This window comes from Gordonia hirsuta DSM 44140 = NBRC 16056, from assembly GCF_000333015.1.
GTDB classification, from domain to species: Bacteria; Actinomycetota; Actinomycetes; order Mycobacteriales; family Mycobacteriaceae; genus Gordonia; species Gordonia hirsuta.
Genome location: NZ_BANT01000036.1, coordinates 15,714 through 30,229, shown reverse-complemented (window position 1 = coordinate 30,229; position 14,516 = coordinate 15,714). Strand labels below are relative to the sequence as shown.

The window sequence follows — 14,516 nt, the reverse complement described above, 5'->3', positions numbered from 1 at the left end:
TCACATCCTGAAGACGCCGAAGGCGTTCTTGACGCCCTCGATCGATTGATTGCTGACGATGGACAGGCAGTAGCCGAGGATCGTGCGCGTATCGCGGGGGTCGATGATGCCGTCGTCGTAGACCTTCCCCGACATGAACGGCGCGATCGATTCGGTGTCGATCTGGGTTTCGATCTTCTCGCGCAGCGCCGTATCGGCGGCCTCGTCGAACTCGACGCCGCGCGCAGCAGCAGCCTGCCTGGCCACGATCGACATCACCCCGGCCAGCTGCTGCCCGCCCATGACGGCCGTTTTGGAGTTCGGCCAGGAGAACAGGAAGCGCGGACCGTACGCCCGCCCGCACATGCCGTAGTTGCCGGCCCCGTACGAGGCACCCATGTTGATGGTCAGGTGCGGCACTCGCGAGTTGGAGACGGCGTTGATCATCATCGCCCCGTGTTTGATGATGCCGTTCTGCTCGTACTCCTTGCCGACCATGAAGCCGGTGACGTTCTGCAGGAATACCAGCGGGACATCGATCTGGTTGGCCAGCTGGATGAACTGGGCCGCCTTCTGCGACTCTTCGCTGAAGAGGATCCCCCGCGCATTGGCCAGGATGCCGACCGGATAACCCTGGATCGACGCCCATCCGGTGACCAGACTGGTGCCGTAGAGCGGCTTGAACTCGTCGAACCGCGAGCCGTCGACCAGGCGGCCGATCACCTCGAGCGGATCGAAGGGCTGTTTGATGTCCACCGGCACGATGCCGGGCAGATCCTGGATCGGGTGCACCGGCGGATCGGCCGGCAACGACGGCTCCGGGCCGGCCTTGCGCCAGTTGAGCCGGGAGACGATCTGCCGGCCGATCCGGATCGCGTCCATCTCGTCGACCGCGAGATAGTCCGCCAGCCCCGAGGTGCGCGCGTGCATCTCTGCCCCGCCGAGGGACTCGTCGTCGGAGACCTCACCGGTGGCCATCTTGACCAGCGGCGGTCCGGCGAGGAAGACCTTCGCCCCTTCCTTGACCATCACGGTGTAGTCGGACATGCCCGGCACATAGGCGCCGCCGGCCGTGGAGTTTCCGAAGACCAGCGAGATCACCGGTCGCCCCGACGCCGAGGCCTCGGTCAGGTCCCGGAACTGGCGGCCGCCCGGCACAAAGATCTCGCTCTGGGTCGGCAGATCGGCGCCGCCGGACTCGACCAGGCAGATCAGCGGCAGATTGTTCTCTTTGGCGATGTCGAACAGGCGCAGGAACTTGCGGACCGAATACGGGTTGCCGGTACCGCCCTTCACCGTCGGCTCGTGGGCCAGGATCGCGCACTCGACCCCCTCGACCACCCCGATGCCGGTGACCAGGCTGCCGCCCACGTGGAAGTCGGTGCCCCAGGCCGCCAGCGGCGACAGTTCCATGAAGGGGGCCGCCGGATCGAGGAGCATCTCGATGCGTTCCCGGGCGAGCAGTTTGCCGCGCTCGCGATGGCGCTGCACATAGCGGGGACCGCCGGCCGCCACCGCCTTGGCGTGTTCGGCATCGATCTCCGAGATCCGCTCGAGGTACTCGGCCCGACGAGCGGTGAACTCCTCGGAAGCGGGATCGATCGCGGTTTGCAGGACTGGCACTGTGCCTCCCGTGGGTCGTCCAACCAGATACTTACTTAGTTCTCGTTAATTTAACTCACGGGGCGACGCGGCACAAGGAGTTGCGGGGCATCGGCAGCAGCCGGGCCCCGCACACAGTGCGGCCCTCCCGGGAGTGATCCCGGGAGGGCCGCGGTGCTGGGTGAGCCGAGAGGCCGGCGGTCTACCAGTCGGCCTCGTCGTACACGATCATGCCGCGGATGTTCTCCCCGGAGAGCATGTCGTCGTAGGCCCTGTTGATGTCCTCGAGCCGGTATTCCTGGGTCACCAGGTCGCTCAGGTTCAGCTGGCCGGCGCGGTATTCGTTGAGCAGCTTGGGCACCTGGGTGCGCGGGCCGGCGCCGCCGAAGATGGCGCCCTGCACGCGCTTTTGCAGCAGCGTCATCTCGAACAGGTTCAGCGACACGTCCATGGCCTGGAAGTCGCCCATCCCGACCACCACCACCTGACCGCCCTTGCCGGTCATCGCCATCGCCGGGGCGATGTACTCGCCCTTCATCTCGCCGACGGTCAGGATCACCGAGTTGGCCATGGTGCCCCAGGTCATCTCGCCGACCGCAGGGATCGCCTCCTCCATCGATTCGAAGACGTGGGTGGCGCCGAGCTTCTCGGCCATGTCCCGCTTGAACTTCACCGGGTCCACGGCCACCACGTACCGCGCGCCGGCCGCCTTGGCGCCCTGGATCGAGTTGATCCCGACCCCGCCGATACCGACCACCACCACGGTGTCGCCGACCTTGGTGCCGCCGATCTCGGTGGCACTGCCCCAGCCGGTGGCGACACCGCAGCCCAGCAGTGCGGCCTCCTTGAGCGGGATATCGTCTTCGATCTTGACCAGCGAGGCCTGGTTGACGGTGATGTAGGGCGAGAAGGTGCCCAGCAGACACATCTGGGTGAACTCTTCGCCGGCGTCGTTGGTGACCCGGTGGGTCTTGTCGGAGATCGCCAGGCCGGTCAGCAGTCCGGCGCCCTCGTCGCAGATGTTCTGCTGACCGCGCGAACACGGACCGCAGACACCGCACGCCGGGATGAAGGCGGTGACCACGTGGTCGCCTTCGGCGAACCGCGTCACCCCGGGGCCGACCTTGGTGACGATGCCGGCACCCTCGTGCCCGCCGACGACGGGCATCGGGGCCGGACTCTGTCCGGTGCGCAAATGGTGATCGGAGTGGCACAGCCCGGAGGAGACCAGCTTGACCTGAACCTCACCGGCGACCGGATCGCCGAGCTCCACCTCCTCGATCTTCCATTCCTCGTTCACTCCGCGCAGGACAGCAGCCTTGGTCTTCACTGAGATTCCCTCGTTCGAAAAGTGGTGTACGTCTCGCTGACGCACCTTCGATACTGGCCCCGGCACCCAAGCGGTGCAGAAGAATTGTCGAATTGGCCGGGTTCGCGGCGGCGATCAGCGCGTCGTCGATGAGCGTTCTGGTCCCTCGTTGACTACATTGGTCAGTCGTGGCAGCAGAAAAGCACGGCACGGAGGTCCGGGAGTACCCGACCCCGAATGAGGACGCGGCCACCGGATACAACTCCGGCTATCGCCTCGACCTGGACGGATTGCGCGGTATCGCGATCTTCCTGGTCGCCGTCTTCCACGTGTGGTTCGGCCGGGTCTCCGGCGGCGTCGACGTCTTCCTGACCCTGTCGGGATACTTCTTCGTCGCCTCGCTGCTCAAGCACGTCACCAACAGCATTCCGCAGCAGGTGTCGATGCGGCGGGCGGTCGACCCGTGGCCGCGGTTCAAGCGCCTGCTGATGCGCCTGATCCCGGGCATGTTCCTGCTGCTGTCGTTCGTGGTGCTGATGGTCTGGTGGGTGATGCCCACCACGCGCTGGGGCACGCTGGGCAAAGAGACCATCGCCTCGGCCTTCTATTACCAGAACTATCACCTGGCCTTCGCCTCGCAGGACTACGGCGCCGCCGACTCGGCGGTCAGTCCGCTGCAGCATCTGTGGTCGATGTCCATGCAGGGCCAGTTCTTCGTCCTGACGCTGCTGGTCGCACTGGCGCTGGGCGGGCTGCTCAAGCTCGCGGCGCTGCGCTGGCCGGTGATCGGGCAGGCCACCACCATCCGGTGGATCGTCGGCCTGTCGCTGCTGGCGGTGGCCCTGGTCTCGTTCGCCTGGGCCAACTACCGGCACGGCATCAACCAGCCGTTCAACTACTACGACACCGTGGCCCGCCTGTGGGAGCCGCTTGTCGGCGGCCTGCTGGCCATCTGGATGCCGCGCCTGGCGATGCCCAACTGGCTGCGCACCGCGCTGACCGCGGTCGGTGTGCTGCTGATCGCGACCTCGGGTATCTGGATCGCCGGCGTCAAGGAGTACCCCGGCATCATGGCGATGGTGCCGGTGGGCGCCACCCTGCTGATCATCTGGGTCGGTTCCTCGCAGACCGCGCCCAGTCCCGTGGCCGGTGCCGATCTGTCGGTGGGCGGCAAGATCCTGGCGCACCCGTGGATCGTCTGGCTCGGCTCGATCGCCTACGCGCTGTACCTGTGGCACTGGCCGCTGCTGATCTTCTACCTGAGCTGGCGGTTCAAGGATCACGTCACCTTCTTCGAGGGCGCCGGGATCCTGATCGTCTCGGTGATCATCGCGTGGCTGTGCACCAAGTGGGTGGAGAAGCCGCTGCGCGTGGGCCGCGGCGGCGACTTCAGCCGCAAGTACCGCCGGATCCTGGCCGCCGTCCTGGTGTTCCTGTCCGTGTTCGCCGGCAGCAGCGCCGTCTACTGGCAGGTGCGCGCGGCGAACATGCACGTGGACACCACCAACCTGGACCCGCGGATGTACCCGGGCGCCCGCGCCTTCCTGGACGGCGCCTCCGTGCCCGCCATCCCGCCGGTGCCCTCCCCCGAGGCCGCCGCCGAGGACTGGCCGCTGAACCACATCGGCTACTTCTCCAACTTCGGTGACATGGAGATCCGGGTGGGCGAGTTCGGCGACACCTCTGCCGAGCGCACCATCGCAGTGGTCGGCGGCTCGCACTCCGAGCACTGGATGACCGCCCTGGACGCCCTGGGCAAGAAGCACGGCTTCAAGGTGACCACCTACATGAAGGCCGGCTGCGCCCTGAGCACCGAGGCCGTCGTCGAATACAACGGCGAGCTGCTCACCGAATGCCACGACTGGGTCAAGACGGTGATGGACCGGCTCGAGGTGGACAAGCCCGACGTCGTCTTCACCACCAGCACCCGGCCGATCCCCGGCCGCCCCGGCGACTACGTCCCCGAGGGCTACCTGGACATCTTCAAGGAGTTCCGCGACCGCGATCAGAAGGTGATCGCCATCCGCGACACCCCGTGGGGTCTGGACCCGCCGATGAGCCCGCCGGACTGCATCGCCGCCGGCCGCAAGCCGGAGGTGTGCGGTGTGACCCGCCAGCGGATGCTCTCCCCGGTCAGCCCCACCGACGCGATCGACGAGGAGTTCCCGAACGTCACGTTCATCGACTACTCGAATGCGGTGTGCACCGACACCTACTGCCCGGCGGTGGTCGGCAACATCCTGGTGTGGCACGACCGTCACCACCTGACGACGGCCTTCGTGCGCAGTCTGATCCCCTACCTGGAGAAGGACATCCAGCGCGCTACCGGCTGGTGGTAAGCACCGTCAGGACCGCGCGCGGGCGGGCCAGTAGCGGCTCGCGCACATAGTTGCGAGCCAACGACAGCGCCGTGCACCCCTGACACGGGGCGATGACGCCGACCACGTCGATTCCTTCGGCGCGGCACAGTCCGACCGCCCGGCCGACGTGAAATCCCTGGGTGACGATCAGCGCGCGGTGCACCCCGAACTCGGTCGCGGCACGACGACAGGTCGCCGCGGTGTTCAGGCCGGCCGGATCGTCGACGATGCGCTGCGCGGGTATCCCGTGGGCCTGCAGGTAGGTCCGCATCACCTGGACCTCGTTGCCTGCATCGTCGGAGTCGTTGCCGGAGTCGATGATCCGGTCCACCTGGCCGCTGCGGTACAGGTCGACGGCTACATCGAGCCGGTTGCGCAGGTACGTGCCCGGCTCGCCGTCGGCGGACTTAGCGCCCAGCACGATCGCGGTGGTCGGGGCGCCGGCCGGGAGCTGGTCGGCCTGCACCACCCGTCCCGCCCCGGCACCGAGCGTCCACGCCGAACTGACGATCACCGCCAACTCCAGCGCCACCACCGCCCACAGCGCGAGGAGTCCGAGGCGTCGTCTGGTCACGCGCCCACGGTAGTCCGGAGCGTTCGGTCGACTGCGCGGTGTCGTGTTGAGGTCCGACGATGCCCGGGCGCCCCAGATGCATTCGGTCCGCTTCCCGTCGTGGGAAGCGGACCGAATACGGTCGCGGGGTGACTACTTAGCCGACACTGGCGAGCTCAGGCTCAGAGGCCGTCGCCGAACCACTGTCACTGCCGGTGTTCACGGACTCGGACGACGGGTTCGAAGTATCGCTGCCCTGGTCGCTGGGCGACGGCGCGGTCGGCGTTTCCGTGACCACAGGCGCCGGGTCCGGCGTCGACGGAGTCTCGGTCGGGCTGACGTTCAGCTCCGGCTGGGTCGTATCGGGCGTCGCCGTCTTGGTCGTCTGCTGCTGGTCGGTGCCGGTGTCACCACTGAGCGTGGACAGCTCGACCGTGCTGGTGCCCTGTGTTTCGGACTTCAGTTCCGCAGGAGTCGAGGTGCTGATCGTCTTCGACATCGCCGGAGCAGTGATCGGATCAGCGCCAACATCTGCGAGCGTGATCGGCATGTTCACCGAGCGCGCGGCCGGGTTGGCAGAGAAGGATGTCTGGTTGAACAGGCCACTGAATCCGTTGAACAGGTTGCCGAGGCCGCCAGTCAGGCCGCCGATGCCGTCCTCGCTAAAGATCCGGCTGAAGAAGTCGCCGAGACCCGAGCCCAACTTCGGCCCGTCCGGTGTCATGACGATGCGAACGATGTCGCTCTTGAACTCCGGCACGAACTTCCCGGCCACCAGTTCCATGACCGGCCCCGGAACCGAGGGAAGTCCCATATCTGAGCCGACCTCGTCGATGATCTTCTGCAGCTCAACGATGAAGTTCGCGATGTTGTCACCGTACGGCGACACCATATTCATATCGAACGGGTTCTTGATCGCGTAGACGACGTTCCCGCCGTACTCGTCGACGTTCTGCTGCTTCTGGAAGATGAAAAGAACGCTCGTGCAGGAGTTCTGGCGTTGAGTCCCCTTCACTTCACCGTCTTGACCAACTTTGTCCGCGTGCACCCGGGCTTCGGCATAGACAGCCGTACACACTGCCCCCTGGCTTCCGTCTACCGCATGGAAGGCAGCAGCGACGCCTCCGAGCGCCACAGCAGACGTCCGGTACCTGTCGACGTAGTACTTGCTGCCCTCCTTGTAGAGAGGGTCGATCATCTCATCGAGGGTCAGCATCGAGTTCGCGATGGCGAAGCCCATCGGGAGGCTCTTGGCCTTTGCTGAATTCTCGATGCGCGGTGCGCCGATGTCTCCGAAGAGGAGCGAATGGTAGAGCAATGCGGGGCGACCCACTGCAGTCGCGACACTCACGCCAAAGAGCGCGTCAGCGTTGGCGATGCCACCTGTCGCCGCTAGTGCGATCGCGCCGGCCATGATGTAGTCGGCCTTCGCCTTAGACTCACCACCCAACAGGGTGATGGCGGTCGAGTATCCGCTGCCGGCAATCGTCGCAGTGCCCGGGATGAAGATGTTCGTCTTGTTGCCGGGATCCCAGAACCGCGGGTCTCCCTCGACTTCCAGTCCGCGGGTGGCCAGCGCACCGTTCATGCCACCCAAGGTGATGACATTGGCAAGGTCGGGCAGAACCAATCCCAGCAGGCCGTCGCCGATCTGTGCGAGGAGCCACGGGCTCGCCTGGGTACAGTCTGCCGTTCGAGTACCGGTGCCGTTCCCCGCGGTCGCGACCGTCGAGTCTCCCGCGTCACAAGCTTGTGAAATGCCGGGGATCCCGAAGTCGCCGATCGACAGCGGCGCCGCCTGCGCGGGCGCGGCGGGTGCCAGCACTCCGCCCATGAGTGCCGCCGACGCACCGACGGCGACGAGGGCTCCCGCTTTACGGCGTCGGCGGTTTCTGCGGTTAATAGAGGTGGCCATGTGTTGTTGTTCCTTTTTATTCGGTTCTGGCGTCCCCCGACGGCGTTGAGATTAGCCCGAGAGTGGGCCGTGTCACAGTAAATCAGAAAAGGTTGCGTGTCGGACAATCGTCCCCCGATTGACTGCCACCCGATTGAGCCCCTCCCTCGCATCGATGCAGCGCACGGCAGTGACGACGCCCCGAACTGCGGTCCGCTTGTGGTCCATGCCACAATGGCGGCAGCGATCGCGTCGTCTCGGTATCGAGCACGACCGTCCCGGGGAGGAGCGGCCCAGTGGTGCAGTACATGCCGGTGACCCAGTCCATGTTCCTGATCGCCGAAACCCGCGATCAGCCCATGCACGTGGGCGGTCTGCAACTGTTCATTCCGCGGCAGGGCCAGACCGCCGAAGAACTGGCCGAAGAGATCTACGAACGCTTCCGGGCGGCCACCGACATCCAGGACCTGTTCCTCAAACGTCCCGCCTCCCCGGCCAGCATCGCCGGCTACACCGCCTGGCAGCACGCGCACGACATCGACTTCGACTACCACGTCCGGCGCATCGTCCTGCCCCGCCCGGGCAGCATCAAGAACCTGCTGCGCTATGTCTCCCTCAGCCACGGCGCGCTGCTCGACCGCTCGCGCCCGATGTGGGAGGTCCACATCATCGAGGGCCTCACCGACGGCCGCGTCGCCCTGTACACCAAGATCCACCACTCCCTGGCCGACGGCGTCACCGCGCTGCGCATTCTGCAGCGCACCCTGAGCCCCGACCCCGACGACCGCACCGGCACCGCGTTCTGGGACAAAGAGATCACCCGGCGACGACGCCGCCGGCGCACACCCGCACCGGCCAAGACCCTGGCCCAGCGCCTCACCGGTGCACTCGGCTCGGCGCTGAGCACCGCCGACGACCTGATCGGCCTGGCCCCGGCCGCGGCCAAGGTCGCGATGGTCGGCGTGCTCGACAGAGACTTCGTCGCACCCCTGCAGCAGGCGCCGTCGACCGTGCTGAACGTGCCCATCGGCTCGGCGCGTCGCTTCGCCGCCCAGGACTGGCCGATCGAGCGGCTGCGCGCCGTGGCCCGTCGTCACCGCGTCACCTTCAACGACGTCCTGATCGCCATGTGCTCGGGCGCACTGCGCCGCTACCTGGCCGACCAGGCGCCGCTGCCGGAAGAGTCGCTCAACGCGATGGTGCCGGTCTCCCTGCACGACCAGCCCGGCGACGACGGCAACGCGGTCACCGCGATCATCGTGCGCATGGCCACCGACGTCGCCGATCCCGCGCAGCGGCTGCAGGAGATCGTACGCTCGACCACCAGCGCCAAACTCGTGGTCCGCAAACTCAAGCCGCTGCAGTCCCTGGCCCTGGGCGCGGCGAACGTCTGGCCGCTGGCGTTCGCGCCGGTGCCCGGCTTCGTCAACTACACCCCGCGCGGGTTCAACCTGATCATCTCCAGTGTGCCCGGCCCGGAGGAACCGCAGTACTGGAACGGCGCCCGCCTGGACGGCACGTATCCGGTGTCCATCGCGATGGAGGGCCTGGCGATGAACATCACCGTCACCACCGTCGGCGGCAAGGTGAACCTCGGGGTCATCGGCGCCCGCGCCCAGCTGCCCCGGCTGCAGCGCATCCTCGACCACTTCGAGGCCGCCCTGGTCGAGCTGGAGCAGATCCCGTCGATCGCCCCGGCGTCCCCGGATAACCCCGAACCCTCCCGGCGGCGCTAGAATTCACCGCTCGGCCACACCCCTGAACAGCGAGAACTCCCACCAGCGAAAGAGGTCGCACACCCGATGAAACTCATTCCGCCGACCGAGTCGATGTTCCTGATCGCCGAGACCCGCGACCAGCCGATGCACGTCGGGGGACTGCAGCTGTTTGTCCCGCGCGAGGGCCAGACCGCCGCCGAACTGGCCGACGAACTCCACGAGGCGCTGGTCTCGGCCACCGACATCGACGAGACCTTCCTCAAGCGGCCCGCCGCCCCGGCGCGCGTGGCCGGCTACCTCGCCTGGCAGCAGGCCGACGACCTCGACCTGGACTACCACGTCCGGCGCATCGCCCTGCCCCGTCCCGGCGCGATCCTGGACCTGCTGCGGTATGTATCCCTCAACCACGGCACGCTGCTCGACCGGTCCAAGCCGATGTGGGAGGTACACATCATCGAGGGCCTGGCCGACGGCCGGCTGGGCGTGTTCTCCAAGATCCACCACTCGGTGGTCGACGGCGTCACCGCCCTGCGCGTCCTGCAGCGGTTCCTCACCACCGACCCCGACGACCGCTCCGGCACCGCCTTCTGGGACAAGAAGCTGCGCAGAAAGCGCAAACCCCGTCCGCCCGCACCGCAGAAGAGCCTGCTGGGCCGGGTCACCGACACCGCCGGGACTGTCGTGCGTACCGCCGACGACGTGATCGGCATGGCCCCGGCCGCGGCCAAGGTCGCCCTGTCCGGCGTCCGCGACGACAACTACGCCCCGCCAATGGTGCCCGCACCCAAGACCATGCTCAACGTCCCAATCGGCTCGGCCCGCCGCTTCGCCGCCCAGGACTGGCCGACCGAGCGGATCCGGGCCGCCGCCGCCCGCCACGGCATCACCGTCAACGACGTCATCCTGACCATGTGCTCGGGTGCGCTGCGGTCCTACCTCGACGAGCACGACAGCCTGCCCGACGATTCGCTGGTCGCCATGGTCCCGGTGTCCCTGCACGATGAACACAGCCACGGCAACTCGGTCACCGCGATCCTGGCGAAGCTGGCCACCGACGTGCCCGACCCGGCCGAACGCGTCCGGGAGATCCACGCCTCCACCAACAGCGCCAAGGATGTTGTGCGCAGCCTGCCGCCGCTGCAGCAGCTGGCCCTGGGGGCAGCCAACATCTGGCCGCTGGCCCTGTCGCTGGTGCCCGGCACCGCCGGCTACACCCCGCAGGGGTTCAACCTGGTGATCTCCACCGTGCCCGCCCAGGACGAGCCCCTGTACTGGAACGGCGCCCGCCTCGACGGCTGCTATCCGGCCTCCATCCCCGTCGAGGGTCAAGCCCTCAACATCACCATCACCAGCATCGGCGGCAAGACCTGCTTCGGTCTGGCCGGGGCCCGCGCTCAGGTACCCAGCCTGCAGCGCATGCTCGATCACCTGGAGACCGCGCTGATCGAGCTGGAAGAGATGGAGCCGCTCACCGGCGCCTGACGGCCGGCCGATGACCTGCGCCACACCGGACCCGGATCACTGGATCCCCATGGTTACTCGTCGGTAACATCTGGCGTCAAGCCGTTCTCACCTGCCGAGTTAGGCATACCTTGGCAGCGGAGAACACTGCTGAACCTCTACGGTAAGCCGTAACAGACGACTGGGCTTGTGCCGATGCCTCCGGTGGGCACGGCGTCGAGCTGTGGTAGTGACCTGAAAGAAAGGCCGGGACTTTCCATGACGACCACCACGGTTGTGATCGGAACGATCGCAGCGATCATCAGTCTCTTCTGCTGGGCGATCTTCTTGCGGGGCGTCGGCCAGATGGTCCGCGCGATCGCCCAGGGCGAGAAGGTCGAGAAGAACCGCTTCGCGCACCCGGTCTCACGCCTGTGGACCATGCTCAAGGAGTTCGTCGGCCACACCCGGATGGTGAAGTTCCGGACGGTCGGCTGGGCGCACTGGCTGGTCATGTTCGGCTTCCTGCTCGGTGCCATCTTCTGGTTCGAGGCCTACGGCCAGATCTTCGACCCGAGCTTCCACTGGCCCATCATCGGCTCCTGGAACATCTACATCTTCGCCGACGAGATCCTCGGCCTGGGCACCGTCATCGGTATCACCACCCTGATCATCATCCGCCAGCTCAACAGCCCGCGGATGCCCAAGCGCCTGTCCCGGTTCACCGGTTCGGACTTCCGCGCCGCCTACTTCGTCGAGCTCGTGGTCCTGATCGAGGGCCTGGGCATGATCTTCGTGAAGACCTTCAAGATCGCCTCCGGCCTGGAGAATCCGCCGATCTGGACGTCGTTCTTCACCCACTACTTCGCCGAGCTGTTCGCTGGCTGCTCCACCTACTGGGTCACCGGCGCCGCCGTCATCAAGCTGATGAGCGGCATGATCTGGCTGGCCGTGGTCGGTTACAACATCGACTGGGGCGTCGCCTGGCACCGCTTCTCGGCCTTCCCGAACATCTTCTTCAAGCGTGAGTCCGACGGCCGTCCGGCCCTGGGCGCCCTGAAGCCGATGACCAGCAACGGCAAGGTGCTGGAGATGGAGAACGCCGATCCCGACGCCGACTCGTTCGGCGCCGGCAAGATCGACGACTTCAGCTGGAAGGGCCTGCTGGATTTCACCACCTGTACCGAGTGCGGCCGCTGCCAGAGCCAGTGCCCGGCCTGGAACACCGGCAAGCCGCTCTCGCCCAAGCTGATGATGATGTCGCTGCGAGACCAGGCGCTGGGCGCTGCGCCCTATCTGATCGCCGGCGGCAAGAAGGACATGGAGGGCAACGAGGTCGGCCTGGTCGACGCCGACGGAAACCCGGACGAGGCCGCCCTGGCCAAGATCCCCGCCGAGGCCCGCGCGATGGCCGACCGCAAGCTGGTCGGCGACTCCGAGGGCACCACCGGCGCCGTCATCGACGCCGAAGCCCTGTGGAGCTGTACCACCTGTGGTGCCTGCGTCGAGCAGTGCCCGGTCGACATCGAGCACATCGACCACTTCATCGATATGCGCCGCTACCAGGTTCTGATCGAATCGGACTTCCCGACCGAGCTGGCCGGCCTGTTCAAGAACCTGGAGAACAAGGGCAACCCGTGGGGCCAGAACCAGTCCCAGCGCACCGCCTGGATCGATGAGCTGGACTTCCACGTTCCGGTCTACGGCCAGGACGTCGAATCCTTCGAGGGCTACGAGTACCTCTTCTGGGTCGGCTGCGCCGGCGCCTACGAGGACCGCGCCAAGAAGACCACCAAGGCTGTGGCCGAACTGCTGAACATCGCCGCCGTGGACTTCATGGTCCTGGGCCAGGGCGAGACCTGCACCGGCGACTCGGCCCGCCGCGCCGGTAACGAGTTCCTGTTCCAGATGCTGGCGCAGCAGAACATCGAGACCTTCAACGAACTGTTCGGCACCGCCCCGCAGCAGCGCCGCAAGATCGTCGTGACCTGTGCGCACTGCTTCAACGCGATCTACAACGAGTACCCGCAGGTCGCCGAACTCGGCGGCGGTGAGGTCGCCGCCGGCAAGTACGAGGTGGTCCACCACACCCAGCTGCTCAACCGGCTGGTGCGCGAGAAGCGCCTGGTGACCGTCGCCCCGATCGGCGGCCGTGAGGTCACCTACCACGACCCCTGCTACCTGGGTCGGCACAACGACATCTACGACGCCCCACGTGAACTGATGGAGGCCTCCGGCTCCACTCTCACCGAGATGCCGCGTCACGGCTCGCGCTCGATGTGCTGTGGCGCCGGTGGTGCCCGCATGTGGATGGAGGAGCAGGTCGGCAAGCGCATCAACGTCGACCGCGTCGACGAGGCGCTCGACACGCTCTCGACCACCAAATCGTCGGAGAACGGCGACACCAAGCTGATCGCGACCGGCTGCCCCTTCTGCCGCGTGATGCTGACCGACGGTGTCGACGCCCAGACGGCCGGCACCGAGACGGAAGACAAGGTCGAGGTCGTCGATGTGGCCCAGATGATCCTGGAAGGCGTCAAGCGCGCCCAGGCCATCGAGACCACGCGCGGCACCAACTTCCACGGCCCGATCCCCAAGGCCAAGCCCGAGCCGGAACCCGAACCCGAACCGGTCAAGGCTGCCGCACCGGCGGCCGCGGCCGCACCGGCCGCTGCACCCAAGCCTGCCGCCGCAGGTGGTCTGGCTCCCAAGGGTGGCCTGCAGAAGCCCGGCGGCCTGAAGAAGCCCGGCGGCCTGAAGAAGCCGGGCGGGGCCGCTCCGGCCGCGGCTGCCGAGACCGCGACTCCGGCCACGCCGGCAGCCGGTGGTCTGGGTGCCCCGAAGGGTGGACTCAAGAAGCCCGGCGGTCTGAAGAAGCCGGGTGGTCTGAAGAAGCCGGGTGCCGCTGCTGCACCGCAGGCCAGTGCTCCGGCGACCGAGGCACCGGCGCAGCCGGTCGAAACCTCTGCCGAAGCCGAGGGCGGTGTCACCACGACCGCGCCGACCGAGGGCAAGGCCAAGGGCTTCGGTATGGCCGGTGGCCTGAAGAAGCCGGGCGTCAAGAAGCCCGGTGGCGCCAAACCCGCCGCGGCGCCGGCTGAACCGGCACCGGTGGACGAGGCGGTCGCCGAAGAGATCGAGGCCGTCGATCCCGGTGCGGCCGCGATGGCCGAGGCCGCGCAGGAGCAGCAGACCTCGGAGGCGGCCGAGACCGCAGCCACCGAAGGCAAGGCGAAGGGCTTCGGTATGGCCGGCGGCCTGAAGAAGCCCGGCGGCGGACTCAAGAAGCCCGGTGCCGCCAAGCCGGCTGCCGCACCGGCCGAGGAGGCTGCCGCGGTTCCCGAGGCCGAGCCGATCGAGGACACCACCCTCGCTGACGCACCCGCCACCGAGGACACCGCCGCAGGCGAGGCCGCCGAGTCGGTCGCCGAGGTCGCCGACGAGGCGATCGCCGCCGAGACCGCGGCCGCCGAGACTGCAGCCACCGAAGGCAAGGCCAAGGGCTTCGGTATGCCGGGAGGCAAGAAGCGGCCCGGCAAGTAATCCGGCCGGCCAGATTCGACAGAGTCCCGGACTCCCCATACGGAGTCCGGGCCTCTTCGTATCCGCCGATCCCCATGACCGGCTGCGGAACCATAACCGACCGCCGAACCACGACCGA

Annotated in this window: 8 protein-coding genes; 4 read left to right on the top strand and 4 right to left on the bottom strand. The window is 67.1% G+C overall.

Annotated elements, in window-relative coordinates; translation table 11 throughout:
* Together GOHSU_RS12285 and GOHSU_RS12280 are read right to left on the bottom strand one after the other, a co-directional pair.
* Nucleotides 1–1,602: an acyl-CoA carboxylase subunit beta gene (locus GOHSU_RS12285; RefSeq protein WP_005942143.1), complete on the bottom strand. Its 1,602-nt coding sequence runs from the start codon at nt 1,600–1,602 to the stop codon at nt 1–3.
* A gap of 181 nt (nt 1,603–1,783) precedes the next feature.
* Complete coding sequence (locus tag GOHSU_RS12280; protein ID WP_005942141.1) at nt 1,784–2,911, bottom strand: NDMA-dependent alcohol dehydrogenase; 1,128 nt, start codon at nt 2,909–2,911, stop codon at nt 1,784–1,786.
* Between the two features lie 167 nt (nt 2,912–3,078).
* On the opposite strand from GOHSU_RS12280, the gene GOHSU_RS12275 reads away from it, so the two are divergent.
* Nucleotides 3,079–5,229, top strand: a complete 2,151-nt coding sequence (locus tag GOHSU_RS12275; RefSeq protein WP_005942140.1) for an acyltransferase family protein — start codon at nt 3,079–3,081, stop codon at nt 5,227–5,229.
* On the opposite strand, the gene GOHSU_RS12270 is transcribed toward GOHSU_RS12275, so the two are convergent.
* The gene (locus GOHSU_RS12270; protein ID WP_005942139.1) at nt 5,213–5,824 is read right to left on the bottom strand and encodes a SanA/YdcF family protein; all 612 of its coding nucleotides are present in this window, start codon (nt 5,822–5,824) and stop codon (nt 5,213–5,215) included. The genes GOHSU_RS12275 and GOHSU_RS12270 overlap by 17 nt on opposite strands.
* A gap of 136 nt (nt 5,825–5,960) precedes the next feature.
* Nucleotides 5,961–7,718 (bottom strand): hypothetical protein, encoded by a 1,758-nt coding sequence (locus GOHSU_RS12265; RefSeq protein ID WP_005942138.1) that lies wholly within the window; start codon nt 7,716–7,718, stop codon nt 5,961–5,963.
* 278 nt (nt 7,719–7,996) lie between these two features.
* On the opposite strand from GOHSU_RS12265, the gene GOHSU_RS12260 reads away from it, so the two are divergent.
* The 3 genes from GOHSU_RS12260 to GOHSU_RS12250 all read left to right on the top strand — a co-directional run bounded on the left by GOHSU_RS12260 (nt 7,997) and on the right by GOHSU_RS12250 (nt 14,398).
* On the top strand, nt 7,997–9,433 hold the full coding sequence (locus GOHSU_RS12260) for a WS/DGAT/MGAT family O-acyltransferase (RefSeq protein WP_024332951.1): 1,437 nt from the start codon (nt 7,997–7,999) through the stop codon (nt 9,431–9,433).
* 66 nt (nt 9,434–9,499) lie between these two features.
* Complete coding sequence (locus GOHSU_RS12255; RefSeq protein WP_005942136.1) at nt 9,500–10,897, top strand: WS/DGAT/MGAT family O-acyltransferase; 1,398 nt, start codon at nt 9,500–9,502, stop codon at nt 10,895–10,897.
* Between the two features lie 237 nt (nt 10,898–11,134).
* Complete coding sequence (locus GOHSU_RS12250) at nt 11,135–14,398, top strand: (Fe-S)-binding protein (protein ID WP_005942134.1); 3,264 nt, start codon at nt 11,135–11,137, stop codon at nt 14,396–14,398.
* Nucleotides 14,399–14,516: the final 118 nt, after the last annotated feature.

Bases quoted from the DNA above. Each gene is read 5' to 3' on its own strand.
- GOHSU_RS12265 (WP_005942138.1), bottom strand. From the start codon at position 7,718: ATGGCCACCTCTATTAACCGCAGAAACCGCCGACGCCGTAAAGCGGGA.
- GOHSU_RS12250 (WP_005942134.1), top strand. From the start codon at position 11,135: ATGACGACCACCACGGTTGTGATCGGAACGATCGCAGCGATCATCAGT.
- GOHSU_RS12255 (WP_005942136.1), top strand. From the start codon at position 9,500: ATGAAACTCATTCCGCCGACCGAGTCGATGTTCCTGATCGCCGAGACC.